This window comes from Microbispora sp. ZYX-F-249 (assembly GCF_039649665.1).
In the GTDB taxonomy this organism is placed as follows: domain Bacteria; phylum Actinomycetota; class Actinomycetes; order Streptosporangiales; family Streptosporangiaceae; genus Microbispora; species Microbispora maris.
Genome location: NZ_JBDJAW010000005.1, coordinates 271695 through 294210, shown reverse-complemented (window position 1 = coordinate 294210; position 22516 = coordinate 271695). Strand labels below are relative to the sequence as shown.

At 71.5% G+C, this 22516-nt stretch carries 24 protein-coding genes; 14 read left to right on the top strand and 10 right to left on the bottom strand.

Annotated features, from left to right (window positions below; genetic code table 11):
• Together AAH991_RS09630 and AAH991_RS09625 are read left to right on the top strand one after the other, a co-directional pair.
• On the top strand, positions 1–628 hold a 628-nt coding region (locus AAH991_RS09630; protein ID WP_346225413.1), incomplete at its 5' end, for a ClpB D2-like domain containing protein.
• 375 nt (positions 629–1003) lie between these two features.
• The gene (locus AAH991_RS09625; RefSeq protein ID WP_346225412.1) at positions 1004–1939 is read left to right on the top strand and encodes a TIM barrel protein; all 936 of its coding nucleotides are present in this window, start codon (positions 1004–1006) and stop codon (positions 1937–1939) included.
• A 10-nt stretch (positions 1940–1949) separates the two neighbouring features.
• On the opposite strand, the gene AAH991_RS09620 is transcribed toward AAH991_RS09625, so the two are convergent.
• A complete protein-coding gene (locus AAH991_RS09620) occupies positions 1950–2816 on the bottom strand; it encodes an HhH-GPD family protein (RefSeq protein WP_346225411.1) in 867 nt (288 codons plus the stop codon).
• 127 nt (positions 2817–2943) lie between these two features.
• On the opposite strand from AAH991_RS09620, the gene AAH991_RS09615 reads away from it, so the two are divergent.
• The 3 genes from AAH991_RS09615 to AAH991_RS09605 all read left to right on the top strand — a co-directional run bounded on the left by AAH991_RS09615 (position 2944) and on the right by AAH991_RS09605 (position 4916).
• Positions 2944–3645 (top strand): hypothetical protein, encoded by a 702-nt coding sequence (locus AAH991_RS09615; protein ID WP_346225410.1) that lies wholly within the window; start codon positions 2944–2946, stop codon positions 3643–3645.
• A 359-nt stretch (positions 3646–4004) separates the two neighbouring features.
• Positions 4005–4205: a hypothetical protein gene (locus AAH991_RS09610; protein ID WP_346225409.1), complete on the top strand. Its 201-nt coding sequence runs from the start codon at positions 4005–4007 to the stop codon at positions 4203–4205.
• A 36-nt stretch (positions 4206–4241) separates the two neighbouring features.
• Entirely contained in the window at positions 4242–4916 is a 675-nt protein-coding gene (locus AAH991_RS09605; protein ID WP_346225408.1) for a Type 1 glutamine amidotransferase-like domain-containing protein, read from the top strand.
• A gap of 96 nt (positions 4917–5012) precedes the next feature.
• Here the strand turns inward: AAH991_RS09605 and disA are convergent, their stop codons facing one another.
• The 7 genes from disA to AAH991_RS09570 all read right to left on the bottom strand — a co-directional run bounded on the left by disA (position 5013) and on the right by AAH991_RS09570 (position 10383).
• On the bottom strand, positions 5013–6101 hold the full coding sequence (gene disA / locus AAH991_RS09600; RefSeq protein ID WP_346225407.1) for a DNA integrity scanning diadenylate cyclase DisA: 1089 nt from the start codon (positions 6099–6101) through the stop codon (positions 5013–5015).
• 202 nt (positions 6102–6303) lie between these two features.
• Positions 6304–7731, bottom strand: a complete 1428-nt coding sequence (gene radA / locus AAH991_RS09595) for a DNA repair protein RadA (RefSeq protein ID WP_169981546.1) — start codon at positions 7729–7731, stop codon at positions 6304–6306.
• A 35-nt stretch (positions 7732–7766) separates the two neighbouring features.
• Positions 7767–8405 (bottom strand): SRPBCC family protein, encoded by a 639-nt coding sequence (locus AAH991_RS09590; RefSeq protein ID WP_346225406.1) that lies wholly within the window; start codon positions 8403–8405, stop codon positions 7767–7769.
• Complete coding sequence (locus tag AAH991_RS09585) at positions 8402–8827, bottom strand: ArsR/SmtB family transcription factor (RefSeq protein ID WP_428833962.1); 426 nt, start codon at positions 8825–8827, stop codon at positions 8402–8404. Before AAH991_RS09585 ends, AAH991_RS09590 begins: the two co-directional genes overlap by 4 nt.
• A 74-nt stretch (positions 8828–8901) precedes the next feature.
• Complete coding sequence (gene trxA / locus AAH991_RS09580) at positions 8902–9216, bottom strand: thioredoxin (protein ID WP_346225405.1); 315 nt, start codon at positions 9214–9216, stop codon at positions 8902–8904.
• Positions 9213–9593 (bottom strand): MerR family transcriptional regulator, encoded by a 381-nt coding sequence (locus AAH991_RS09575; RefSeq protein WP_346225404.1) that lies wholly within the window; start codon positions 9591–9593, stop codon positions 9213–9215. The genes trxA and AAH991_RS09575 overlap by 4 nt, the downstream gene beginning before the upstream one ends.
• A 91-nt stretch (positions 9594–9684) precedes the next feature.
• Positions 9685–10383 (bottom strand): class I SAM-dependent methyltransferase, encoded by a 699-nt coding sequence (locus AAH991_RS09570; protein ID WP_346225403.1) that lies wholly within the window; start codon positions 10381–10383, stop codon positions 9685–9687.
• 163 nt (positions 10384–10546) lie between these two features.
• Between AAH991_RS09570 and AAH991_RS09565 the strand changes: the two genes are divergently transcribed.
• The 9 genes from AAH991_RS09565 to AAH991_RS09525 all read left to right on the top strand — a co-directional run bounded on the left by AAH991_RS09565 (position 10547) and on the right by AAH991_RS09525 (position 20862).
• Positions 10547–11362: a sugar phosphate isomerase/epimerase family protein gene (locus tag AAH991_RS09565; protein ID WP_346225402.1), complete on the top strand. Its 816-nt coding sequence runs from the start codon at positions 10547–10549 to the stop codon at positions 11360–11362.
• The gene (locus AAH991_RS09560; protein WP_346225401.1) at positions 11359–12144 is read left to right on the top strand and encodes a class I SAM-dependent methyltransferase; all 786 of its coding nucleotides are present in this window, start codon (positions 11359–11361) and stop codon (positions 12142–12144) included. The genes AAH991_RS09565 and AAH991_RS09560 overlap by 4 nt, the downstream gene beginning before the upstream one ends.
• Positions 12141–12758, top strand: a complete 618-nt coding sequence (locus tag AAH991_RS09555) for a TetR/AcrR family transcriptional regulator (RefSeq protein ID WP_346225400.1) — start codon at positions 12141–12143, stop codon at positions 12756–12758. The genes AAH991_RS09560 and AAH991_RS09555 overlap by 4 nt, the downstream gene beginning before the upstream one ends.
• 223 nt (positions 12759–12981) lie before the next feature.
• Entirely contained in the window at positions 12982–15084 is a 2103-nt protein-coding gene (locus AAH991_RS09550; RefSeq protein WP_346225399.1) for a (Fe-S)-binding protein, read from the top strand.
• Between the two features lie 159 nt (positions 15085–15243).
• The gene (locus AAH991_RS09545; protein WP_346225398.1) at positions 15244–16098 is read left to right on the top strand and encodes a hypothetical protein; all 855 of its coding nucleotides are present in this window, start codon (positions 15244–15246) and stop codon (positions 16096–16098) included.
• A complete protein-coding gene (locus AAH991_RS09540) occupies positions 16095–17174 on the top strand; it encodes a glycosyltransferase (RefSeq protein ID WP_346225397.1) in 1080 nt (359 codons plus the stop codon). The genes AAH991_RS09545 and AAH991_RS09540 overlap by 4 nt, the downstream gene beginning before the upstream one ends.
• Before the next feature lie 127 nt (positions 17175–17301).
• Positions 17302–18363 (top strand): AAA family ATPase, encoded by a 1062-nt coding sequence (locus tag AAH991_RS09535; protein WP_346225396.1) that lies wholly within the window; start codon positions 17302–17304, stop codon positions 18361–18363.
• A 15-nt stretch (positions 18364–18378) separates the two neighbouring features.
• On the top strand, positions 18379–20193 hold the full coding sequence (locus AAH991_RS09530; protein ID WP_346225395.1) for a vWA domain-containing protein: 1815 nt from the start codon (positions 18379–18381) through the stop codon (positions 20191–20193).
• Positions 20194–20289: 96 nt separating this feature from the next.
• The gene (locus tag AAH991_RS09525) at positions 20290–20862 is read left to right on the top strand and encodes a hypothetical protein (RefSeq protein ID WP_346225394.1); all 573 of its coding nucleotides are present in this window, start codon (positions 20290–20292) and stop codon (positions 20860–20862) included.
• Here the strand turns inward: AAH991_RS09525 and AAH991_RS09520 are convergent.
• Together AAH991_RS09520 and AAH991_RS09515 are read right to left on the bottom strand one after the other, a co-directional pair.
• Positions 20859–21206, bottom strand: a complete 348-nt coding sequence (locus AAH991_RS09520) for an anti-sigma factor antagonist (protein WP_346225393.1) — start codon at positions 21204–21206, stop codon at positions 20859–20861. The genes AAH991_RS09525 and AAH991_RS09520 overlap by 4 nt on opposite strands.
• 149 nt (positions 21207–21355) lie before the next feature.
• Positions 21356–22402 (bottom strand): PP2C family protein-serine/threonine phosphatase, encoded by a 1047-nt coding sequence (locus AAH991_RS09515; RefSeq protein WP_346225392.1) that lies wholly within the window; start codon positions 22400–22402, stop codon positions 21356–21358.
• Between the last annotated feature and the right edge of the window lie 114 nt (positions 22403–22516).

Sequence of the window (22516 nt, the reverse complement as noted above, 5' to 3'; positions counted from 1 at the left end):
CCACCCCGACATCTTCAACTCGCTGCTGCAGATCCTGGAGGACGGTCGGCTGACCGACGCCCAGGGCCGCGTGGTGGACTTCAAGAACACCGTCATCATCATGACGACCAACCTCGGCACCCGCGACATCTCCAAGGGGATCGGGGTCGGATTCGCCCGCTCCAACGACACCGAGTCGAACTACGACCGGATGAAGGCCAAGGTGCAGGAGGAGCTCAAGCAGCACTTCCGGCCCGAGTTCCTCAACCGCGTCGACGACATCGTGGTCTTCCACCAGCTGACGCCCAAGGAGATCATCCAGATCGTGGACCTGATGCTCGCCCAGGTGGCCGAGCGCCTCAAGGACCGCGACATGGGCCTGGAGCTGACCCCGGCCGCCAAGCAGCTGCTGGCCGACCGCGGGTACGACCCGGTCATGGGCGCCCGTCCGCTGCGCCGCACCATCCAGCGCGAGCTGGAGGACACGCTGTCGGAGAAGATCCTCTACGGCGAGCTGCGGCCCGGCCAGGTCGTCAAGATCGACATCGAGGGCGAAGGCGACGCCGCCAAGTTCACCTTCGCCGGCGAGGCGAAGAGCCCGTCGGTCCCGGACTCGGCGGCCTCGATCGCGGAGGCGATCCAGCACTGATCGGTCCGCGATAACCCGTTCCACCCGAGGGGCGCTCCGCAAGGGGCGCCCCTCGGGCGTTTTCCCGGCCTACCGTGTGCGATCGCCGGGTCGCGAAAAGCGAGAACCGGTATCACGCCACCAAACGTAGTACTACACTGTGTAGAGTCAGCCGCGCGTCCGGCATGCCGCGAGCGCGTGGGGACAGCCATGTCATCCCCGCGGCGTACCGGACAATCCACTGCGGGGCGGACGCGGCGGACCGGGCGCACGGGGGAAGCTCGGTCCACCCGGGCGAGATCCCGGTGGCAGGAGGACCGGAGTCCCGTGCGGTCGGGACACGCCCTGTGGGCGAAATGGCGGTCCGGAAAAGGGCACAAGCCTTGGAGGCAGCTGATGCGCCTGTTGCACGACGACGGGACGCTGGTTCACCTGGCCTACAACGCGGGCGTACATCCCGCCGAGGATCTGGAGAACCTGATCGCCCACCTCACGCGCTACGCCGTGCCGGTGCGCAGGAAGCTGGGAGTCGACCGGCTGGGAATCGGCCTGTGGCTCGCCCCCGCGGTGGCGGACCACCTCATCGCCGACCGCATCGAGCTCGTACGGCTGCGCCGGTCGCTGGAGGAGCGCGGCCTGGAGTGTGTGAGCCTGAACGGCACCGGCGGGCGCAACCAGGAGGTCCCGGGACCCGACTGGGCCAAGCCCGAGCGCTACCGCTACACCATGGCGCTGGCGAAGATCCTCGCGTTCCTGCTGCCGGACGACGTCCAGTCGGGCAGCATCTCCACCATCCCGATCGGCTGGCGCCGCGACTGGCCCGCCGACCTGCACTCCATCGCCTCCCGCCGGCTCGACCGGCTGTCGCGTGAGCTTCGCGGCCTCTACAGCGTCACCGGAAAGACGATCAGGGTCGGCTTCGAGCCGTGGCCCGGCTGCGTCCTGGAGACCACCGAGCAGGCCCTGGAGCGGGTCTGCGACATCGACTCCGATCACCTCGGCGTCTGCCTCGACGCCTGCCACCTGTCCTGCGGGGCGGGGGAGCCGGACGCGGCGCTGCGCGGGCTGGCCCTCGCCGGGGCTCCCGTGGTCAAGCTCAACCACGTGCACAACCACAGCCAGGAGATCCCCAGCACGCAGCCGGTGATCGCCGACACGCTCACCGCGATCCTGTCCGGGGCGGTGAACGGCACCGCGCACATCGAGGTGGAGGCCCACGACGGGACCGCCCCCAAGACGAAGGGGCCGGCCGCCCTGGTGGCGAAGCTCGCCGACGAGCTCGACTGGACCCGCCGCAACCTCACCGCGCTCGGCCTCAAACTGGCCGCCTGAGGAGGGCGGTTCAGGAGGGCAGCTGATAGGTGCCGTCGGGAAGGACCTCGGCCAGGCCGTCGTCCAGCAGGCCGTCCAGTGCGCGCTCACGCTGCACGTGGTCGGCCCAGACGGCGTCGAGCGCATCCTTGGGGACCGGCCCGTGCGCCTCGCGGAGCACGGCGAGCAGGCGTCCGCGGCACTGCCGGTCGGTCCCCGCGTACGTCTGGCCCTGGCGCGCCGGGCCGTCGTGGGCCGGGCGCCCGGCGAGGCGCCAGGCGCACTGCGCGGTGACCGGGCAGCGCTCGCAGCGGGGCGCCCTGGCCGTGCACACCAGCGCGCCCAGCTCCATCACGGCCACGGCCCAGCGCGGCGCGCCCACCGGGGGCACGAGCGACTCGGCGAGCCGCCGCTCGGCCGCCGTCGGCGCCTTCGGGGGGTACTCCTCGCCGCGCACCGCCCTGGCCAGCACCCGCCGCACGTTCGTGTCGAGCACCGCGTGGCTGCCGCCGTACGCGAAGCTGGCCACGGCCGCCGCCGTGTAGTCGCCGATCCCGGGCAGCGCCCGCAACTCGTCGTAGGTGGACGGCACGCGGCCGGCGTGGTCGGCCGTGATTGCCCGCGCGCACGCGTGGAGGTTGAGCGCCCGGCGCGGATAGCCGAGCCGCCCCCAGTGGCGTACGGCCTCGCCGGGGGACTCCTTCGCGAGCGCCTCGGGTGTGGGCCAGCGCTCCATCCACTCGGTCCAGATCGGCAGCACCCGGGCGACGGGCGTCTGCTGGAGCATGATCTCGCTCACCAGGATGCCCCACGGAGTCGCGTCGGGCCGCCGCCAGGGCAGGTCGCGGTTGTGCTCGGCGTACCAGTCGAGGATGGGCTCACGCAGGGAGGCGGACACGCACCGACTGTACCGGGCTGTGCCGGGCGCCTGATTGCGCAAAGGTCCGGCGAGGCTCCGACCTGGGAAAGGGCAAGGTTCAGCGAGCCGTTCCCTCTGACCCGCCAGGGCTCTCCATACTGTCCGTATGGATCCGGACACATTCCGTGGCGACGTGGGCGTCGAGGGGGCGGACGTCTACTGGCGCCGCCGCGTCTCGGTGCTCACGGGGATGCTCGTCGTGGTGGCGGTCGTGGCATGGGCGTGCAGCAGTGCCTCGGGGCGGTCGGACGAGACCGCCGCAGCCGTCAGGGCGACCCCGTCCGACCGGCTGGTCGTCTCGCTGCCCGCCGGCCTGGCTCCGAAGACGCCCGCCGCCGCCTCCGCCGCCGTGCCGGGGCATCCGTCGCCGTCCGCCTCCGCGGGCGTCTCGCCCTCGCCCGGCAAACCGCGGCGTCCCGGCGACCCCTGCGACGAGAAGGACCTCGTGCTCGCGCTGCAGACCGGCCAGGACGTGTACGGCAAGGGCGTCACGCCGAACTTCCTGCTGACGGTCGTGAGCACGGGCAAGGTCGAGTGCACCGTCGACGTCGGGCCGCGCACGCTGGAGATGCGGGTGCTGTCGGGCGGCGAGCGCGTGTGGTCGACGGCCGACTGCGTGGCGGGCGACGGCGTGGACCGGCAGCTGCTGCAGCGTGGCATCCCCTACGTCCAGAACATCCGGTGGGACCGCCACCGCTCGGGCAGCACGTGCGCGGGCAAGCGGTCGCCCGCCGACCCCGGGACGTACGTCGCGACGGCGCACGCGGGCCGGCTCAAGAGCCCGAAGATCGTCTTCCACCTGCGCTGAGAGAGGGCGCTGAGAGAGGACCCTGAGAGGCGGACGCTGAGAGGCGGGCGCTGAGAGGCGGGCGGCATGGCGGGGCCGGCCGCCGCGGCCTCGTACGCCGCCCGCAGCGGCTGTAGCGATTCTCCTGCCGGTGGCTCTCGTCGTCCGACCGCCATCGATCGCCAGGTTGACCGGGCATCCCGGCCGATGCGCCGGGTCTCGTACGTCAGCCGTCAAATCTGATTGCACCTCGCAATCGGTCGTATTAGCGTCACTTCAACAACTTGCATTCTGCAATCAGTTGTCGGAGGTGTGGTGCGACCGACGCGCGAGCGTATCGACCGGCGCTACAACGACGAGCGGGCCGAGGCGCCGTGCCGGTGACCGACGACGCTCTGCTGTGGCGGCTCGCCGAGCTTCATCGCGGTCGCCGGGACGGCCGCCGGCTGCTCGACGTCCAGAACGGTGCCGTGGATTCCGGAAGGCCGGATATCCAGGTCGTGGTCTTCGCGGTGAGGCCGGACAAGGCGTACGGCCATGCCAAGGGCGACCCGTTCGGCCAGACGGACTACCGCTTCTGACGCGGGGCGGCGACAGAGCGCTCAGGAAAGGGCATCATGCGGCTTCTTCTCACATCCGCCGGCATCGCGAACGCGAGCATCCACACCGCGCTGGTCGACCTCCTGGGCAAGCCGATCTCCGAGTCCAACGCCCTCTGCATCCCCACCGCGGCGTACGGGCACCCCCAGGTCACTCCCGTCGGCGCATGGCGTTTCATCAGCGGGAAGTCCGCCCTGCCCATGTGCGAGCTGGGGTGGAAGTCCGTGGGAGTGCTGGAGCTCACCGCGCTGCCCAGCATCGGTGCGGAGCGCTGGGTCCCCTGGGTCCGGGAGGCGGACGTCCTGCTGGTGAACGGCGGCGACGCGCTGTACCTGTGTCACTGGATGCGGCAGTCCGGGCTCGCCGATCTCTTGCCGTCGCTGAGCGAGACGGTCTGGGCGGGACTGAGCGCCGGGAGCATGGTGATGACCCCCCGTATCGGGGAGGACTTCGTCCAGTGGAAGTCGCCCTCCGGCGACGACAGCGCCCTGGGCGTCGTCGATTTCTCGATCTTCCCGCACCTGGATCACGAACTCCTGCCGGAGAACACCATGGCCGAGGCGGAGAGATGGGCGGCCGGCCTCCCGAATCGGGCGTACGCGATCGACGATGAGACCGCCATCAAGGTGATCGACGGCCATGTCGAGGTCATCTCCGAGGGGCACTGGAAGCTGTTCACCCCTGGATCATGAAAGTCGACGACCTTCCCGTCCTCGTGCTCGCTCCGCCGTGACCGAACACTCCTCAGCCGCTCCGGCAGGTCATCGAGCCGACCTGCCGCGCATCGATCAGAGATAGCGCTCCAGGATCGACGACTCGGCGAGCCGGGACAGGCCCTCGCGGACGCTGCGCGCCCGGGTCTCGCCCACGCCGCCGACGGCCTGGAGGTCGCCGGTGCTGGCCGCGAGCAGCTTCTGCAGGCCGCCGAAGTGGCTCACGAGCCGGTCGACGATCGCCCCGGGCAGGCGGGGGACCTTGGTGAGCAGCCGGAAGCCGCGCGGGCTGACCGGCGTGTCGAGCGCGTCGGCGCCGTGGTGGCCGAGGATCTGGGCCACCTTCGACAGGTCGAGCAGATCGCCGGAGGACAGCTCGTCCAGCTCCCGCATGGCGTCCGCGTCCCCGTACGGCCGGGCGCCGAGCGAGCTCGGCGCGTAGTCGCGGATGATCTGCACGCGGTCGGTCTCCACGCCCGCGAACAGCTCGTCGAGCTGGAGGGACAGCAGCCGCCCGTCGGTGCCGAGCTCGACGACGTATCCCTCGATTTCACGGGCGATGCGGCGGACCATCTCCAGGCGCTGCACGACGACGGCCACGTCGCGGACCGTGACGAGGTCCTCGATCTCCAGGGCCGACAGATTGCCGGAGACCTCGTCGAGCCGCTTCTTGTAGCGTTCGAGCGTCGCCAGGGCCTGGTTGGCCTTGGACAGGATCGCGGCCGACTCCTCCAGCACGTGACGGATGCCGTCGAGGTAGAGCGCGATGATCCGCATCGACTTGCTGATCGCGATGACCGGGAGCGAGGTCTGCCTGGCCACCCGCTGCGCCGTACGGTGCCGGGTGCCGGACTCGTCGGTGGGGATGGCCGGGTCGGGCACGAGGTGCACGGCGGCCCGCACGATCCTGAGGTGGGCCGTGTCGAGCACGATCGCGCCGTCCATCTTGGCCAGCTCGCGCAGGCGGGTCGCGGAGAACTCGACGTCGAGGGTGAAGCCGCCGGTGCAGATGTCCTCGACCGTGCGGTCGTACCCGAGGACGATCAGGCCTCCGGTGTGGCCGCGCAGGATGCGCTCGAGGCCGTCACGCAGCGCCGTCCCCGGGGCGAGCGAGGCGAGCACGGCCCTTCTGCGGTCGTCGATCGCCTTGTCGTTGTCCAGCACATGCACCCCAGTGGGCTCGCCCGGTCGTATCCGTCAGATCGTCGTCCTACCGATCCCTTGTCGTGGCGAGGTCCGCGAGGCGCTCCGCGGACGGCCCTGTGAGAGCCCCTCGGGGCGCGGGGGCGAGACCACGGCCGACGGGCAGGCAACAGAGTTTACCGGCGTCACGCCGTGCTCACGGGTGTCACTGCCGATCACGTGCTCATCGCATGAGGTTGAGCGCGTCCCACACGTTCTCCACCTCCGTGACCTCGAAGCCGGGAGCGAACGGCGTCGTACGGCCGGCCGGTGAGCGCAGCGCCACGAGACGGCCCCGGCTCGCCGACGCCTCCAGGCGGGGGCCTTCCTCCTCGAGCGAGCCGGAGGGCACCAGCGCCCTGGTGAAGCCGAGCCGGGCGGCCTCGGCCAGCCGCCGCCGCACCTCCCGCACGGGCCGCAGCTCGCCGGCCAGGCCGACCTCGCCCAGCGCGACGAGCCCGGCGGGCAGGGCCTGGTCGCCGGCCGCGCTCACGACCGACAGCATCAGCGCCAGGTCCACGGCGGGGTCGGTCAGGCGGATCCCGCCCACCGTCGCCGTGAAGACGTCGCACTTGCCGATCTTGGCGTGGAGCCGCCGCTCCATGACGGCGAGCACCATCGCCACCCGGTAGGAGTCGAGGCCGGAGGAGGTGCGGCGGGGCTGGGGAGCCTCGGTCGGGCCGACCAGGGCCTGCAGCTCGGCCGGGATGGGCCGGGTGCCCTCGATGGTCACGGTGACGCAGGTGCCCGGCACCGGCTCGGGGTGACGGGAGACGAACAGCCCGCTCGGATCGGTGATCCCGGTGATGCCGCGCTCGTGCAGGTCGAAGCAGCCCACCTCGTCGATCGGGCCGAACCGGTTCTTCACCGCGCGCACCAGGCGCAGCCGTGAGTTGCGGTCGCCCTCGAAGTGGAGCACGACGTCGACCAGATGCTCCAGCACCCGGGGCCCGGCGATCGTGCCGTCCTTGGTCACATGGCCCACGAGCACCGTGGACATGGCCCGCTCCTTGGCGAGGCGCACCAGGTTGCCGGCGACCTCCCTGACCTGGGTCACACCGCCGGGCACTCCGGTCGCGTCGGCCGAGCCGATCGTCTGCACCGAGTCGACGATGAGCAGGCTCGGCTGCACCTTCTCGACGTGCGCCACCAGGGCGGACAGGTCGGTCTCGGCGGCCAGGTAGAGCCTGTCCTCGATCGCGCCGATGCGGTCGGCCCGCATGCGCACCTGGGCCGCCGACTCCTCGCCGGTCACATAGAGGACGGTCTCGCCCCGGGCGGTGCGGGCGGCGGCCTCCAGGAGCAGCGTCGACTTCCCGATGCCGGGCTCTCCCGCGAGAAGCACGGCCGCGCCCGGGACGAGGCCGCCGCCGAGCACGCGGTCGAGCTCGGGCACCCCGGTCGTCCGCGCGCTGACGGACTCCGCCTTCACCTGGCCGATCGGGACGGCGGGGGCGGAGACCGCGCCCGGCTTGACGACGTGGACGCCCTGCCGCGCCCCGGCCTCCTCGACCGTGCCCCACGCCTGGCACTCCCCGCACCTGCCGACCCACTTGACCGTGGTCCAGCCGCACTCGCCGCACCGGTACGCCGGTTTCGCTGCCTTGCTCACCTGCCGGAGGTTACCGGGCGCCGCCGACAATCCGGCTAGTTCTCCGGCTTCTCCGGTACGTAGAAGCCGGTGGTGCCGGCGACCGCGGTGGTCACCACGTCCTCCGGCGCGCCGGAGGCCCGGTACGCCTCGCCCCACAGGTCGCTGCTGAGCCTCATGAGCTCCCGCGCCTCCTCCGACTGCTCCCACGCCGAGGGGTCGTCGATCATCTCGCCGCGCAGATGCAGGCCGAGGCCCAGCAGCGCCAGGTCCCAGCCGACGCCCGTGGCCCCCGGTCCGAACCGGTCCCAGAACTCCGGCGGCACCACCGCGACGTGCTCCAGCTCGAACACGGTGCGCCCGTCGCCCTCCGCGCTCAGCCGCACCTCGACCTCGCTGAAGCCGGGGTTCTCACCGAACAGCCAGCTCACCCGCAGCAGCCGCGGCGGCTCGCAGGCCAGGATCTCCCCGCCCGCGTTGCCCTGGAGCTGGTAGTGCCCGCCGAGCTTCAGCTCGCCGCTCACCGGGAGGAACCAGCGGCCGATCCGCTCGGGGTCGGTGCAGGCGTCCCAGACGTCCTCGACGCCGGCGTCGTAGGTGCGCCGCAGCAGCACCGTGCGGGCCTCGCCCTCCGGCAGGTCGCGCCTGCCGACCGTGCGGTGGGCTTGGTTGATCAGATCGGTGAAGTCGCTCATGGCCGCTCTTCCTCGTCGGTCCGCCCGTCGTGGGCTGTGTCGTGGGCTGTGTCGTGGGCTGTGTCGTGGGCTGTGTGGTGGGCATCCCCGCCGCTGAGCCGCCGCTCCCGTCTCCCCCGCGCCAGCTCGGTCCCGAGCGCGTCGAGGCGCTGCTCCCAGAAGCCGCGGAACCGCTCCAGCCACGCGTCGACCTCCCGCAAAGGCGCGGGATCGACCGCGTACAGCCGCCGCGTGCCCTCGGCGCGTACGGACGTGAGCCCGGACTCGCGGAGCACCCGCAGGTGCTGGGAGACCGCCGGCTGTGAGATCCCGAACTCGGCGCGGATGACCGAGGTCAGCGCGCCCGACGTCTGCTCGCCCTGCGAGAGCAGCTCCAGGATGCGGCGTCGCACCGGATCTCCCAGTGCGTCGAATGCGTGCACGCGCCCACTATGCCGAGAGCCACTTATAAAAGTCAACGCTTATATAAGTGGCTCTCGGCATCAGCGGAGACCGGTCAGAAGTGGCCCGCGAGGTCGGCGAGCAGCAGGCGCTTCGGCTTGGCGCCCCTGATCTGCCGGACCACCTCGCCGTTCCGATAGAGGTTGAGCGTGGGGAAGCCCAGGATGTCGTAACGCTGCGCGATCTCCTGGTGCTCGTCGGCGTTGATCTTGGCGACCGTCAGCCGGTCGCCGTACTCGGCGGCGATCTCCTCGAGAATCGGGGCGATCATCTTGCAGGGCGGGCACCAGTCGGTCCAGAAGTCCACCAGCACCGGCTTGTCGCTGCGCAGCACCTGCTCGTCGAAGTTCTCCGCGGTCAGCGTGATCATGATTCTCCTCGTCGTGGCAACAGGCAGCCGGGGCACGCCTCGGCGAACTGGGCGGCCACCTCGGACCGGCGGGCCAGCAGGTCGCGGATCTGGTCGTCGATCTCGGCCAGCTTGCGCCGGTAGACCGCGACCGACTCGGGGCAGGAGCTCCCGGACGGATGGCCGGACCGCAGGCAGTCCACGAACGGCCGGGCGTCGTCCAGCGTGAAACCGACCGACATCAGCCCCCGGATCTCGGTGACGATCCGGACGTCCGACTCGTCGTACTCGCGGTATCCGTTCGCCGAGCGGCGCGACCGGATGAGCCCCCGCTGCTCGTAGTAGCGCAGTGCCCGGGTGCTCACTCCCGTGCGCCGGGCCAGCTCGCCGATCCGCATCGGCCCCTCCTCGGCCTCGTCCGCCCGCTGCGGCCCTCGTACGGGACACGACGGTAAAGCTTGACGCCAACGACAAGGTCAAGCGTCGCGCTCAGAATTCCCGCCAGCGCAGGACGTTCGGGTAGGCGATCTCCAGGCCGTCGATCTCGCGCAGCGCCTCGCCGGCCACCTCGGGCGTGAACTCGATGCGCAGCACCGCCTCGAGGTCGGCCCTGGACCGGAACGTCATCCGCAGGTCGAGCTCCTCGCGCCGCCAGCCCTGCCGGGACCAGAAGCGCTCCACGGCGTCGGGGGAGTAGGACGGCAGCGACCGCCGGAACCAGCGGCCGAAGTCGCCGCGTGCGGCGTCCACGTCCACCACGAAGGCCGCGCCGCCCCGGCGCAGCACCCGTGCCAGCTCGCGCAGCCCCGGCTCGCAGCCCGGCCCGAAGAAGTACGCCCAGCGCGCGATCGCCACGTCGGCCGAGGCGTCGGGCAGGGGCAGCGCCTGGGCGGTGCCCGTACGGACCGTGACGTTGGGGAGCGGCGCGCAGCGGGCGGCGGCCGCGGCGGCCAGGCCGCCGTGCGGCTCGACGCCCACGACCCGCCCGGCGGACGCGGCGAGCGCGGGCAGGTGGAAGCCCGCGCCGCAGCCGATCTCGACCACCGTCGCGCCGTCCCAGGGCCGTACGGCCCGCATCGCCGCCTCGGCCGCGCCCGCGGGTCCCACGGCGAGGTTCTCCAGCTCGTAGATCTGGGGAGTGTTCCAGATGTTCGGGCTGGGCACCGCCCCGCTCACGATCCGTGCCATGGCGCCCACATTAGTTCGCGACCTTGGGTAGTTGATTGTGGCGAAGCGGCGCACGGCGCGGGTGCGGCTTAGGCTGGATCCGTGAACGGGCGCAGGGAGCGAACGGACGGCCACGGCCACGGGACTGGAACGTGCCCGGGGGCCGCCAGGGGAGGCTGGCCTCATGAGTGACATCCGCGTGCCCAGCGGCAAGGTGGCGCTGTCGACGGCGTCGGTGTACCCGGAGCGTACGCCGGACGCCTTCGAGCTGGCCGCCAGGCTCGGGTACGACGGCGTAGAGATCATGGTCGGGCAGGACCCGGTCAGTCAGGACGTCGAGGTCCTCCAACGGCTGCGCGACCACTACCAGATTCCGATCCTGGCCGTGCACGCGCCCTGTCTGCTGGTGACCCAGCGGGTGTGGGGCCGCGATCCGTGGATGAAGCTGCGCAGGGCCCGCGAGGCGGCCGAGCGGCTGGGCGCGCAGACCGTCGTGGTCCACCCGCCCTTCCGCTGGCAGCGCGACTACGCCAGGGAGTTCGAGAAGGGCCTGGCCCGGATGCGCGAGGAGACCGACGTCGTCTTCGCGGTGGAGAACATGTTCCCGCTGCGGGCCAGGGGCAACGAGGTCGTGCCGTACGCGCCGGACTGGAACCCCATCGACTACGACTTCCCCGACGTGACGCTCGACCTGTCCCACACGGCGGTGTCCGGCACCGACGCGATGGAGATGGCGACCAAGCTGGGCGACCGGCTGGCCCATCTGCACCTGGCGGACGGCGTGGGCACCACCAACAAGGACGAGCACCTGGTGCCGGGCCGGGGGTCCCAGCCCTGCGCGCCGATCCTGGAGCGCCTGGCCGGCAACGGATACCAGGGGCTGGTCGTGCTGGAGATCAACACGCGCAAGGCCACGAGCCGCTCCGAGCGCATCGAGGACCTGACCGAGGCGCTCGCCTTCGCGAGGCTCCACTTCGCCGCCTCGTCGACGGCCTCATGAACGAACGGCTCGCCGACAGCCACCGGGTCTTCGACCGCGTCTCCCAGGAGTACGACGCGGCCAGGCCGCACTACCCGGAGGCCCTCTACCTCGCGCTGGAGACCCTGTCGGGGATCCGGCTCGCCGGGGCGACCGTGATCGACGTCGGAGCGGGCACGGGCATCTCGACCCGCGGCCTGCTCGACCGCGGCGCCCGTGTCGTCGCCGTGGACCGCGGGGAGCTGATGCTGGCGCGCCTGCGTGTCCGTACGGACTGCCCGGCGCTGCTGGCCGACGGGAACGACCTGCCCCTGCGGGCGGGCGCGGCCGACCTGGTGACGTACGCCCAGTCGTGGCACTGGCTGGACCCCGCGCTGTCGGTGGCCGAGGCCGTACGGGTGGTGGGCGACGGCGGCGCGGTCGCGGGCTGGTGGAACACGGTGGACCCCGGCAAGGCGGACTGGCTGGCGGCCAACCAGGTGCGGCTCGCCGAATCGTGCCCCGGTTACATCGGGCCCGTGCTGCCCGGATGGAGCATGCCGCCGATGGCCGCGGCGATGTCCGACGCGGGTCTGTCCGTCGCCGAGACCTGGGTCGACTGGACCAGATCGGTGCCGCTGGAGGACTTCCTGACCGACCTGCGCTCGCACTCGTACATCGCGAGCATGGAGGGCGGTGTGGCGACGGAACTGCTCGCCCGGGAGCGCGCCGAGCTCGGCCGGGTCTTCCCCGACGGGCGACTGACCGTTCCCATGCGTGTGTATCTCGTGGTGGGCCGTAGGGGCCGGCGGGGAGCGATGTGACGACAGAGGTGCCGGAGGTCTCGGGCGGCACGCGGCGACCTGGGCGGCGGCCCGGGCGGCGCCCGGGTGCGGCGGACACGCGTGGCGAGATCCTGGCCTCGGCGCGCCGGGTCTTCGCCGAGAAGGGGTTCGACAAAGCCACGATTCGCGGCATCGCCCGCGAGGCCGGTGTGGACCCGGCCCTCGTCCACCACTACTTCGACAGCAAGGAAGGGGTGTTCGTCGCGGCCATGCGGCTGCCGATGGACCCCTCGTCGGCGCTTCCCCTCATCCTGTCGGGACCGCGTGAGGAGGTCGGCGAGCGCCTCGTCCGCTTCATCCTGACGATGACGGCCGACCCGGCGGCCAGAGAGCCGCTGCTGGGGCTGGTGCGGACGGCGATGGTGAACGAGCAGGCCGTCGGCATGGTGCGGGAGTTTTTCACGACGGCCGTCCTCGGCCGGGTGGGCGAGGCGCTGGACGTTCCGCCGCTGCGGATGCAGGCCGCCTTCGCGCAGCTGTTCGGCGTGGTGATGACGCGGTACATCCTCAGGTTCGAACCGATGGCCTCCGCCGACCTCGAGGAGCTCGTCGCGCTGCTGGCCCCGACCGTGCAGCGTTACCTGGCCGGATAGGTTGGGACATCCCTCGCATACCCTCTTATAGAGCTTTGTTCTAGTATCGTGCCGTCGGCGGGAACCGCGGTGACCAGAACCACTCGCCGAGTGTGACGCAGGATAAGTTACTCGCCGGTACCATTCGGGAAGCGTAGGCGTTATCCACAGGGCGGGATTCGGCCGCCCCCGCGAAGCGCCGCGCCCCTAGGCTGGCCGCCGACGTTCGACTTGGGAGGGACTCGTGCTCTGGGTAGCGATAGTGGGCCTCGTCGCGACCGCGGTGGCGGTCGCGCTGGCGGGCCGTCGCGTGCTGTTCCTCTACCGGCTCGCCCGCAGCGGCCAGCCGGCCCCGGAGCGGATCGAGCACGCCAGGGAGAACGCCGGCGCCGAGGCCAAGGCGCAGCTGGTCGAGGTCTTCGGCCAGCGCAAGCTGCTGAAGTGGACGCCGTCGGGCACCGCGCACTTCTTCGTGATGTGGGCGTTCTTCATCCTGGCCACGGTCTACCTGGAGGCCTACGGCGCGCTCATCCAGGGCGCGATCACCGGTAAGCCGGACTTCCACATCCCGCTGATCGGGACCTGGCCGGTGCTGGGTTTCCTGCAGGACTTCATCGCGGTGGCCGCGCTGCTCGGCCTGATCGCCTTCACCGCGATCCGGATCAAGAACTCGCCCAAGAAGCTGGGCCGCGGTTCCCGCTTCTCCGGGTCGCACCTGGGCGGGGCGTGGTTCACGCTCTTCATGATCTTCAACGTGATCTGGACGATGTTCCTGTTCCGCGGCGCGGCGGTCAACACCGGCAACCTCCCCTACTCCTCGGGGGCGTTCGCCTCCGAGGCGGTGGCGAAGATCCTGCCCTCCAGCGAGGTGCTGGAGGAGATCGGCCTGCTGCTGCACATCGGCGTCATGCTGGTGTTCCTGGTCTTCGTGGTGAACTCCAAGCACCTGCACATCTTCACCGCGCCGCTGAACGTGCTGTTCTCCCGCCGCCCCGACGGCCTCGGCCCGGCCCAGCCGATGCGCAGCGACGGCAAGGTGCTCGACTTCGAGGAGGCCGACCCCGAGACGGACGTGTTCGGCCGCGGCAAGATCACCGACACGAGCTGGAAGGGCTTCCTCGACTTCTACACCTGCACCGAGTGCGGCCGCTGCCAGTCGCAGTGCCCGGCGTGGAACACCGACAAGCCGCTGTCGCCCAAGATGCTCATCCTGGACCAGCGTGACCACGCGTTCGCGGTCGCGCCGTACCTGCTGGCCGGGGAGAAGGAGAAGGAGAGCTTCTCCGAGGACGTGCTGGCCCTGCTGGACAAGCCCCTCGTGGGCGAGGACGGGGTCATCCACCCCGACGTGCTGTGGTCGTGCACCAACTGCGGCGCGTGCGTGGAGCAGTGCCCGGTCGACATCGAGCACATCGACCACATCCTCGACATGCGCCGCTACCAGGTGATGATCGAGTCGTCGTTCCCGTCCGAGGCCGGGGTGATGCTCAAGAACCTGGAGAACAAGGGCAACCCCTGGGGCATGTCCGAGATGAAGCGCGCCGAGTGGATCGAGGAACTCGACTTCGACGTCCCCATCGTGGACGAGAAGATGCCCGAGGACGTGGAGTACCTGTTCTGGGTCGGCTGCGCCGGCGCGCTGGAGGACCGGGCCAAGAAGACCACCAAGGCCGTCGCGGAGCTGCTGCACATCGCCGGGGTGAAGTTCGGCGTGCTCGGCCCGATGGAGGCCTGCACCGGTGACCCGGCCCGCCGCCTGGGCATGGAGTTCCTCTTCAACATGCTCGCCCAGCAGAACATCGAGACCCTCAACGAGGCCGGGGTCAAGAAGATCGTGGCCACCTGCCCGCACTGCTTCAACACCCTGGCCAACGAGTATCCGCAGCTCGGCGGCACCTACGAGGTCGTGCACCACACGCAGCTGCTGGCGCACCTGGTAGAGGAGGGCAAGCTCACCCCGATCACCCCGATCGAGGAGAAGATCACCTACCACGACCCGTGCTTCCTCGGCCGGCACAACAAGGTCTACGCCCAGCCGCGCGACATCATGGCCAAGGTGCCCGGCGTCCAGACCCAGGAGATGCACCGCTGCAAGGACCGTGGTTTCTGCTGCGGCGCCGGCGGCGCGCGGATGTGGATGGAAGAGCGGATCGGAAAGCGCATCAACACCGAGCGCGTGGACGAGGCGCTGACCACCGATCCCGACACCGTCTCGACCGCCTGCCCGTTCTGTCTGGTGATGCTCGGCGACGCGATCAACGAGAAGAAGAACGCGGGTCAGGCCAAGGAGTCGCTCGAGGTCGTCGACGTCGCCCAGCTTCTGATCAAATCCATCAAGCAGGGGTAAAGCCTTCTTTGCCATGGGTGTGAACTATTTGTCGAAATCTATGGTCAAGGCGATGGAATGAACCGTGTTTCACGAAAGAGTGACAAAGGCTTTCTCCACATAACAGGAAAATCACGGTAACCTCAACGTTGGCTCAATCGACGGGGAGGGGGCTGGACGGTGGGTGTGGTCGTCACCGATGCGGAGGTCACCCTGGCCGACGTCCTCTCCCTGCGTCTGGCCATCGCCGAGCCCCTGGCGGACGGCGCCCGCCTGGTCCTGCGCCGTCGGGGCGCGGGTGAGGAACGGCAGGTGACCCTCGGCGCGACCGGCGGGCGCACCGGGGACGCCAGCGTCGCGGTCTCCCTCGCGCCCCTCGACCTCGGTCCGGGACGCTGGGACGCCTACCTCGAACAGGACGGCGTGCGCGTCCGTATCCAGAGCGTCGATCCCGGCTTCTCGCTCGACCGCCTCGACGCGTACGCGCTGGGGCGTCGGACGCTGGCCTACCGGGCCTACCGCACGCGCAACGGCTTTCTGGCGTTGAAGATAGACCCGGCGGAGCCCGTCGCCGACGTCCGCGCGGTGTGGTTCCGCGAGGGGCGCTTCGAGGTGACCGGGCTGCTGGCCTACACCGGCCTGGACGACGACGACCAGCACCGCCACGCCACTCTCGCGCTGCGCCACAGCGATTCGGGTCACGGCGCTCGGGGTCACGGCGATCGGGGTCACGGCGATCGCGGGCACAGCGATCCGGCCACGACCGTGCGGGTCGCTGCCACCGTCCAGGGGGTCCGTTTCCATGCCGCGCTCTCGCTGTGCGACGTGGTGGAGGCCACCCCCGATTCGCAGGGCTCCTGGGAGCCTTATCTGGAGGTCGACGGCGTCGACGGCGCCCTGCCGCTGGGCGCCCGGCTCGACGACGTCGAGGGAAAACGCCGCCGCGTCCACTATCCCCGGACGCTCGTGGACGGCGTGCCGATCCGGCCCAGCTTCACCTCCGGCGACGAACTGCTGCTGGAGGTGGGAGCGTGAGGATCGCCTTCCTGCTTCCCTCGGCGTACGGCATGCGCGGCGACGTGCGGGCGATGCTGAACCTGGCAGGAGGGCTGGCCTCACGGCACGAGGTGGAGGTCGTGAGCGTCCGGCGCACCCGGGAGAACCCCTTCTTCCCGGTCGACCGCCGGGTGACGCTGCGCTGGCTCGTGGACGCCCGGCCCGGTGTCCACCACCTGCTGCCTCGCGGGCAGGTGCGCACCGAGGTGGCGCTCTGGCGGATGCTGCGCGGCCTGCGCGCCGACGTCCTGGTCACCACCCGCCCGTCGCTGAGCGTCCAGGCCGCACGGTACGCACCGCGAGACGTCGTCCGCATCGCCAGGGAGTGGGGCAGGCCGTCGGTGCCCGCCCCGGTGCGCCGCTTCTATCCCCGCCTCGACGCCGTGGTCGCGAGCACCGCCGCCCGGCGGGACGAGTGGGTACGGCTGCTCGACGACGACCTGTCGGTCCACGCCATCCCCGACGCCCTGCCCGCCGGGCCCTGGCCGCGCTCCCGCATGGACAACCGGATCGTCAGCGCCGGGGGCAGGCTCGTGGCCGGCAAGTCGTACGACCAGCTCGTGCGGGCCTTCGCGATCGTCGCGGACAAGCGGCCCGACTGGCGGCTGCGGTTGTACGGCGGGGGCCCCGAGGAGCGGCGGCTGCGCGCCCTCGTCCGCGACCTCGACCTGCACAACCACGTGTATTTCATGGGCGTCACCCCCGACCTGCCCGGCGAGTTCGCCAAGGCGTCCATCGTCGCGGTGCCGTCCCGGCACGAGGTGCTGGGCATGACCGTCCTCGAGGCGCTGAGCTGTGGAGTGCCGGTCGTGGGCTTCGCCGGGTCCCGCGGGCCCGCCGAGTTCCTCCGCCCGGACCGCGACAGCGTGCTCGTACAGGAGGGGGAGGGCGGCGACGCCGAGTCGTTCGCCTGCGCGCTGCTCGCGCTCGTCGACGACGAACGCCGCCGCATGAAGCTGGCGGCCGGGGCGCTGGAGAGCGCGTCCGCGCACGCCGCGCCCGCCGTCGCGGTCCGCTGGGAAGAGCTCATGTACGGCCTGCGCTCCCGCCCCTGACGAGGGCGCACTCCTGAACGGGGTCCCGGCGCGTCACCGTCGGGAGCCGGCCAACCGCTCCGGACGGGGGAGCGCCCGCGGCCTTAATCAGATGCGGCGGCTGTGCGCGTTTTGCGAATCTTGGGGCATGCAGGCGACCCTGACCGTTACTCCCGCGCAGCTGCCGGAGGTGCTGCTGCACGTCGCCGTCGTGCGACCGGTCTTCCTCTGGGGTGCGCCGGGCATCGGCAAGAGTTCGCTCGTCCGGTCGTTCGCCGACTCTCTCGGCCTCGAGTGCGTGACGCTCCTCGGCACGCAACTGGCCCCGGAAGACCTGATCGGCGTGCCGCAGATCGTCGGCGACCGCAGCCGGTTCGCCCCGCCGGAGACGATCGCGCGGGACGAGCCGTACTGCCTGTTCCTCGACGAGCTCAACGCCTCGTCCCCGGAGGTCCAGAAGGCGTTCTACTCGCTCATCCTCGACCGGCGCATCGGGGCGTACGAACTGCCGGCGGGCTCGGTGGTGATCGGCGCCGGAAACCGCGCGGTCGACAACGCGCTGGCCAGGCCCATGCCGTCCGCGCTGGTCAACCGCATGATCCACGTGCACCTCCGGGCCTCGGCCGACGACTGGCTGAGCTGGGCGGCCGCGAACGGCATCCACCGGTGGGTCGTGGACTATCTCGTGCAGCGCCCCGACCACCTGTGGAGCGCGCCGCCGAAGACCGAGGAGCCGTTCTCCTCCCCCCGCGGCTGGCACATGCTGTCCGACGCCATGCACTCCTACGGCGACCGGCTGGACGACGAGACGCTGGGCGTGCTGGCCTACGGCGCGCTCTCGGTCGCGCACGCCTCGGGCTTCCGGGCGTACGTCAAGACGGTGCGGCACGCGTACGACCTCGACGCCGTGATCAAGGGAGACGCGGGGTGGCCGCGCCGGCCGGAGGACCGCGACCTGCTGTACTTCCTGTCCGAGACCTTCCGCGCCCGGCTGGTCAAGGAGCTGCCGCAGTCGAAGAACCACGCCTCGCCCGCCGGACGGCAGCTCGCCTTCCGCACCAAGAGCCTGCTCGTCGAGCTGGCGGAGATCTCGCTCGAATGCGCGCAGCTCGTCATCGCGGCGGGCGACGACGGCGCGCCGGTGCTGCCGTCGTGGTTCCTGGTCGAGGTCGGCCGCGACCTGCCGCGCCTGGCCGCCGCGCGGAGCTGACGGGTCCGGGCCGCCGTGGCACGCAGGAAGCAGAAGTCAGACCCCTGGCGCGACGCCGTCGAGAAGGGCTGGGAGCAGGTGCGCTCCCACCCGCTGTTCCGTCCCCTCGGCGGATACCTGTACACGGCGGAGGACGGCGAGCTGCCGCACGACCGGTGGGCCTGCATCACGCCGGGCGGCGGCGTGCGTCACCATCCGCGCGTGCGGGCCGAGCCGGGTGAGTGGGCGTGGGTGTTCGCGCACTGCCTGCTGCACGCGGGGTTCGGGCACCTGGATCCCCGCGAGGCCGAGCCCGACGACCTGGACAGGGAGGAGAGCCCACGCGGAGGGCCGCCGCGGCGCGCTCCCCGTCATCCGTACCTGGCCGCCTGCTGCCTGGGCGTCGACCGGTTCCTCGCCACCCTCAAGATCGGCCGCGCGCCGGAGCCGCTGCCGCCGGTCTTCCCGCCCCAAGACGAACGGACGCTGGCCGCGATGTGGCGCACATCAGGGGTGCCCGCGGAGTTCGACGTGCCGGTCTTCCCCGACTTCTTCGTCGGCAGTGCCGAGACGGCCGACAAGAGCGACCATCAGGGGGCGTTCGCGGTCGGAGTCTCCGCCGCGGCGACGACGGCGATCGAGGTGGCCGGAGGCGTGCGCCCCTCGGCCGCGAGCCCGGTGAAGAAGCCGTGGGACCACGCCCTCGGCTGGTTCGTGTCGTCGTACCCCCTGCTGGGCGCGCTCGCGGCGGGCATGACGATCGTGGCGGACGTCGACCTCGCCCGGGGCTGGGACATCTCGGTGGCCGCGGTCAACGCCGAGGCCGCCGAGATCTACGTCAACCCGCTGGTCTCGATGACCACCGAGGAGTGGCGGTTCGTGCTGGCCCACGAGATGCTCCACGCGGCGCTGCGCCACGGCGAGCGGGCGGGCCCGCGCGACCCCTACGTGTGGAACGTCGCCTGCGACTTCGTGGTCAACGGCTGGCTGGTCGAGATGGGTGTGGGCGAGATGCCCGAGGGGCTGCTCCACGATCCGGCGCTGCACGGGCTGTCCTGCGAGGCCGTCTACGACCGGATCGTGCGCGACGGGCGTCGCCTGCGCAAGCTCGCCACGTTGCGCGGGCGCGGTCTGGGCGACGTGATCGGCGAGCCGCTGCCGCGTCCCGGCGTCCCCGGACGCTACGTGGACCTCGACGAGTACTACCGCAACGCCCTCGTCACCGGGCTCGCCTACCACCACAACGGGGGCAGGGGCCTGCTGCCGGCCGGGCTGGAGCAGGAGATCCGGGCCCTCGACCACCCGCCGCTGCCCTGGGACGCCGCGCTCGCGCGCTGGTTCGAGGAGCACGTGCCCGCCGTCGAACGGCGCAGGTCCTACGCCCGGGCCTCCCGCCGCCAGTCCGCGACGCCCGGCATCCCCCGCCCCGGCTGGCTGCGGCCCGAGGAGGCGGTGCGCCGCGCCACGTTCGGGGTCGTGCTCGACACCTCGGGGTCCATGAAGGTGCGGCTGCTGGGCAAGGCGCTGGGCGCGGTCGCCTCGTACGCGACCGCGCGGGACGTGGCGCGCGCCCGGGTCGTGTTCTGCGACGCCGTCGCCTACGACGCGGGCTACCTGCTCGTGGAGGACATCGCCGGCCGGGTACGCGTGCGGGGGCGCGGCGGGACGATCCTCCAGCCGGGCGTCGACCTGCTCGAACGGGCCGAGGACTTTCCCGGGGACGGCCCGATCCTGGTCATCACCGACGGCGAGTGCGACGTGGTCCGGATCCGCCGCGAGCACGCGTTCCTCATCCCGGCCGGGGCCTTCCTGCCGTTCATCCCGCGCGGCCCGGTCTTCCGCATGACCTGATCGCGCCGCCGCTCCCCAGTGGGCCGCAACCGGGCCGCAAGAGCCCGGCGTGATGCTAGGGCGGACGACGACCAGGGGGATCGGGAGGAAAGCGGGATGACGAACACGGCTGCGCGTCTGGGGCGCCCGGTGGCGGTGGCGGTGGCGGTCCTCGCCATGGGCGTCGCGCCGGTCGGCGCCACGTCCGCGAGTGCGGCGCCGAGCGCCCCCGTGAGCGCCGCGGTGAATGCCGCTGGGAGCGCCTCCGGCGGCGCCGCCGGCAGGCTGGGGCCGTACGGCTACGGCGGCGTGACGCTGGGGATGAGCGCCAAGCAGGCCCAGAAGACCCGCAGGGTCGTCAAGAAGTTCGGCGGCGGGGGCGGCTGCTCGGGCTGGGACCTGAGGGCGCACCCGACCGGCGCGGACGGGGCCGGCCTGTTCATCTCGAAGAAGCGCGGCGTCGCCGTGATCTTCGCGCCCAGGGGCGTCAGGACCCCCGAGGGCATCGGGATCGGCTCCACCCGCAGGCAGGTGGAGAAGGCCTATCCGCATCTCAGGACGGCCGCCAGCGGTTACCCCGTCACAACGGTCCCCGGCAACCGCAGGGCCGACTACGTCTTCCTGCTGTCGCGCGGCGGCAAGGTCTACCAGCTGGCCCTGAGCCTCAAGACCCAGGACTGCGTCAACTAGGCGCCGCCGGGCCGGGCGAGGTGGGCGGCGGCGTCGGTGGGGGTGTCGTGGATCGGCAGCTCCGAGTCGAGGCCGGTGATCCGGAGCATCCGGGCGAAGCGCCCGTGGGCGCCGCTGAGCGCCAGGCGCCCGCCGGCCGCCCTGACGGCGCTCAGGGCCCCCATGAGGACGCTCAGCCCGGTCGAGTCGCAGAATCTGAGCCCTTCGGCGTCGACCACGATGCGGGGCGGGGTGCGCAACCCGACCGCCTCGGCCAGGCAGGCACGCAGCGAGGGGGCGGCGACCAGATCCAGGTCGCCGAACATCCTGATGATCACGACGTTCTCGTCCAGAACAGTGAGCATGGAGAAGCTGTCGGGCTGTCCGTGCCTTCCCGGTTCCACTCGTGCTCGCCCCTGCCCACCTGGCCCTGCGATCCGGCCGTCGCCGTACGGCTGGGGCCAGAACTGTCCGTCAATGATTGCACATGGCAAACGATGCCCCGGCCAGGCCGTCAGGGGTGTTCCCTGCGGACGAGCAGCATGGCGGCGTCATCGGTGAGGGGCCCGCCGACGTGTGCGACCAGGTCGTGTTCCAGCAGGTCGAGCGTGATCTGCGGGTCGTCGCCGCCCCGGAGCAGGCGGGGCGCCCGGTCCTCCAGGGGATAGAAGGCGCCGTCCCGGCCCCGCGCCTCGATCACGCCGTCGGTGTAGAAGAGGATCCGGTCGCCCTGGCGGAACGCGCACCCGTACGGCCGCGGCCCGGTGGGGGCGAGCGCGACAAGGCCGAGCGGCGGCGTCTCCTCGCGTGGTTCGAGCCGGCGGCTGCGGCCGTCGCCCGTCAGCAGCAGAGGCGGCGGGTGGCCGTAGTTGAGCAGTTCGATCTCGTCCTCGTGCACCTCCGCGAGCACGGCGGTGACGAACTTCTCCCCGCCGAGCCGCCGCGCGAGGTGGTCCTCCAGGCATTGGCCGACGGCGGCGAGCGTCGGCTCGTCGTAGGCGGCCTCCCGGAAGGCGCCGACCACCGAGGCCGCCGTCTCCACGGCCTCCAGGCCCTTGCCCTGCACGTCGCCGACGATCAGCCGGACACCGCCGGGTCCCCTGGTGATGTCGTACAGGTCGCCGCCGATGCGGGCCTCCGCCGTGGCGGACGTGTAGGACAGGGCGATGCGCAGATCGCCCGCGTGGCGGGGCACCGGGCGCAGCAGCACGCGCTGGACCGCCTCGGCGACGAGGCGGACGTTCGCCAGCGTGCGCTCGCCCTCGGCCCGGAGCCGGCACGCCAGTACGGCGGCCGCGGTCACCCCGACGATCGCGACGAGCGTGATCGTGATCACCGGGCCGCCGAGCAGACGATCGTAGTAGGCGATCGGCACGGCCAGGACGAGCGCGACCAGCCCGGCCAGCAGAGTGTGGCGCGTGCCGCCCGTCACCGCGGCGAACGCGGGCCCGAGGGTCAGCAACGGCAGCAGGCCCAGGGTGGGCCCGGCGAGCAGGTCGAGGACCACCACCGCCGCCATGGCGGCGAACGGCAGCGTACGGAGGACAGCCTGTGTTCCCATCGCGACTCCAGGGTCGCTATGAGCCGGTCCATGGAGGCATTCCCTGGAGCACCCGCCCTACCCGCCGGATCGGAGCGGCGCCCGCTGAATACCGGTAACGGGTATCGTTGAAGG

Excerpts from the sequence above, each read along its gene's own strand:
- AAH991_RS09625 (WP_346225412.1), top strand. The coding sequence starts at position 1,004 with ATGCGCCTGTTGCACGACGACGGGACGCTGGTTCACCTGGCCTACAAC.
- AAH991_RS09615 (WP_346225410.1), top strand. The coding sequence starts at position 2,944 with ATGGATCCGGACACATTCCGTGGCGACGTGGGCGTCGAGGGGGCGGAC.
- AAH991_RS09605 (WP_346225408.1), top strand. The coding sequence starts at position 4,242 with ATGCGGCTTCTTCTCACATCCGCCGGCATCGCGAACGCGAGCATCCAC.
- AAH991_RS09590 (WP_346225406.1), bottom strand. The coding sequence starts at position 8,405 with ATGAGCGACTTCACCGATCTGATCAACCAAGCCCACCGCACGGTCGGC.
- trxA (WP_346225405.1), bottom strand. The coding sequence starts at position 9,216 with ATGATCACGCTGACCGCGGAGAACTTCGACGAGCAGGTGCTGCGCAGC.
- AAH991_RS09575 (WP_346225404.1), bottom strand. The coding sequence starts at position 9,593 with ATGCGGATCGGCGAGCTGGCCCGGCGCACGGGAGTGAGCACCCGGGCA.
- AAH991_RS09570 (WP_346225403.1), bottom strand. The coding sequence starts at position 10,383 with ATGGCACGGATCGTGAGCGGGGCGGTGCCCAGCCCGAACATCTGGAAC.
- AAH991_RS09565 (WP_346225402.1), top strand. The coding sequence starts at position 10,547 with ATGAGTGACATCCGCGTGCCCAGCGGCAAGGTGGCGCTGTCGACGGCG.
- AAH991_RS09560 (WP_346225401.1), top strand. The coding sequence starts at position 11,359 with ATGAACGAACGGCTCGCCGACAGCCACCGGGTCTTCGACCGCGTCTCC.
- AAH991_RS09535 (WP_346225396.1), top strand. The coding sequence starts at position 17,302 with ATGCAGGCGACCCTGACCGTTACTCCCGCGCAGCTGCCGGAGGTGCTG.
- AAH991_RS09525 (WP_346225394.1), top strand. The coding sequence starts at position 20,290 with ATGACGAACACGGCTGCGCGTCTGGGGCGCCCGGTGGCGGTGGCGGTG.
- AAH991_RS09520 (WP_346225393.1), bottom strand. The coding sequence starts at position 21,206 with ATGCTCACTGTTCTGGACGAGAACGTCGTGATCATCAGGATGTTCGGC.
- AAH991_RS09515 (WP_346225392.1), bottom strand. The coding sequence starts at position 22,402 with ATGGGAACACAGGCTGTCCTCCGTACGCTGCCGTTCGCCGCCATGGCG.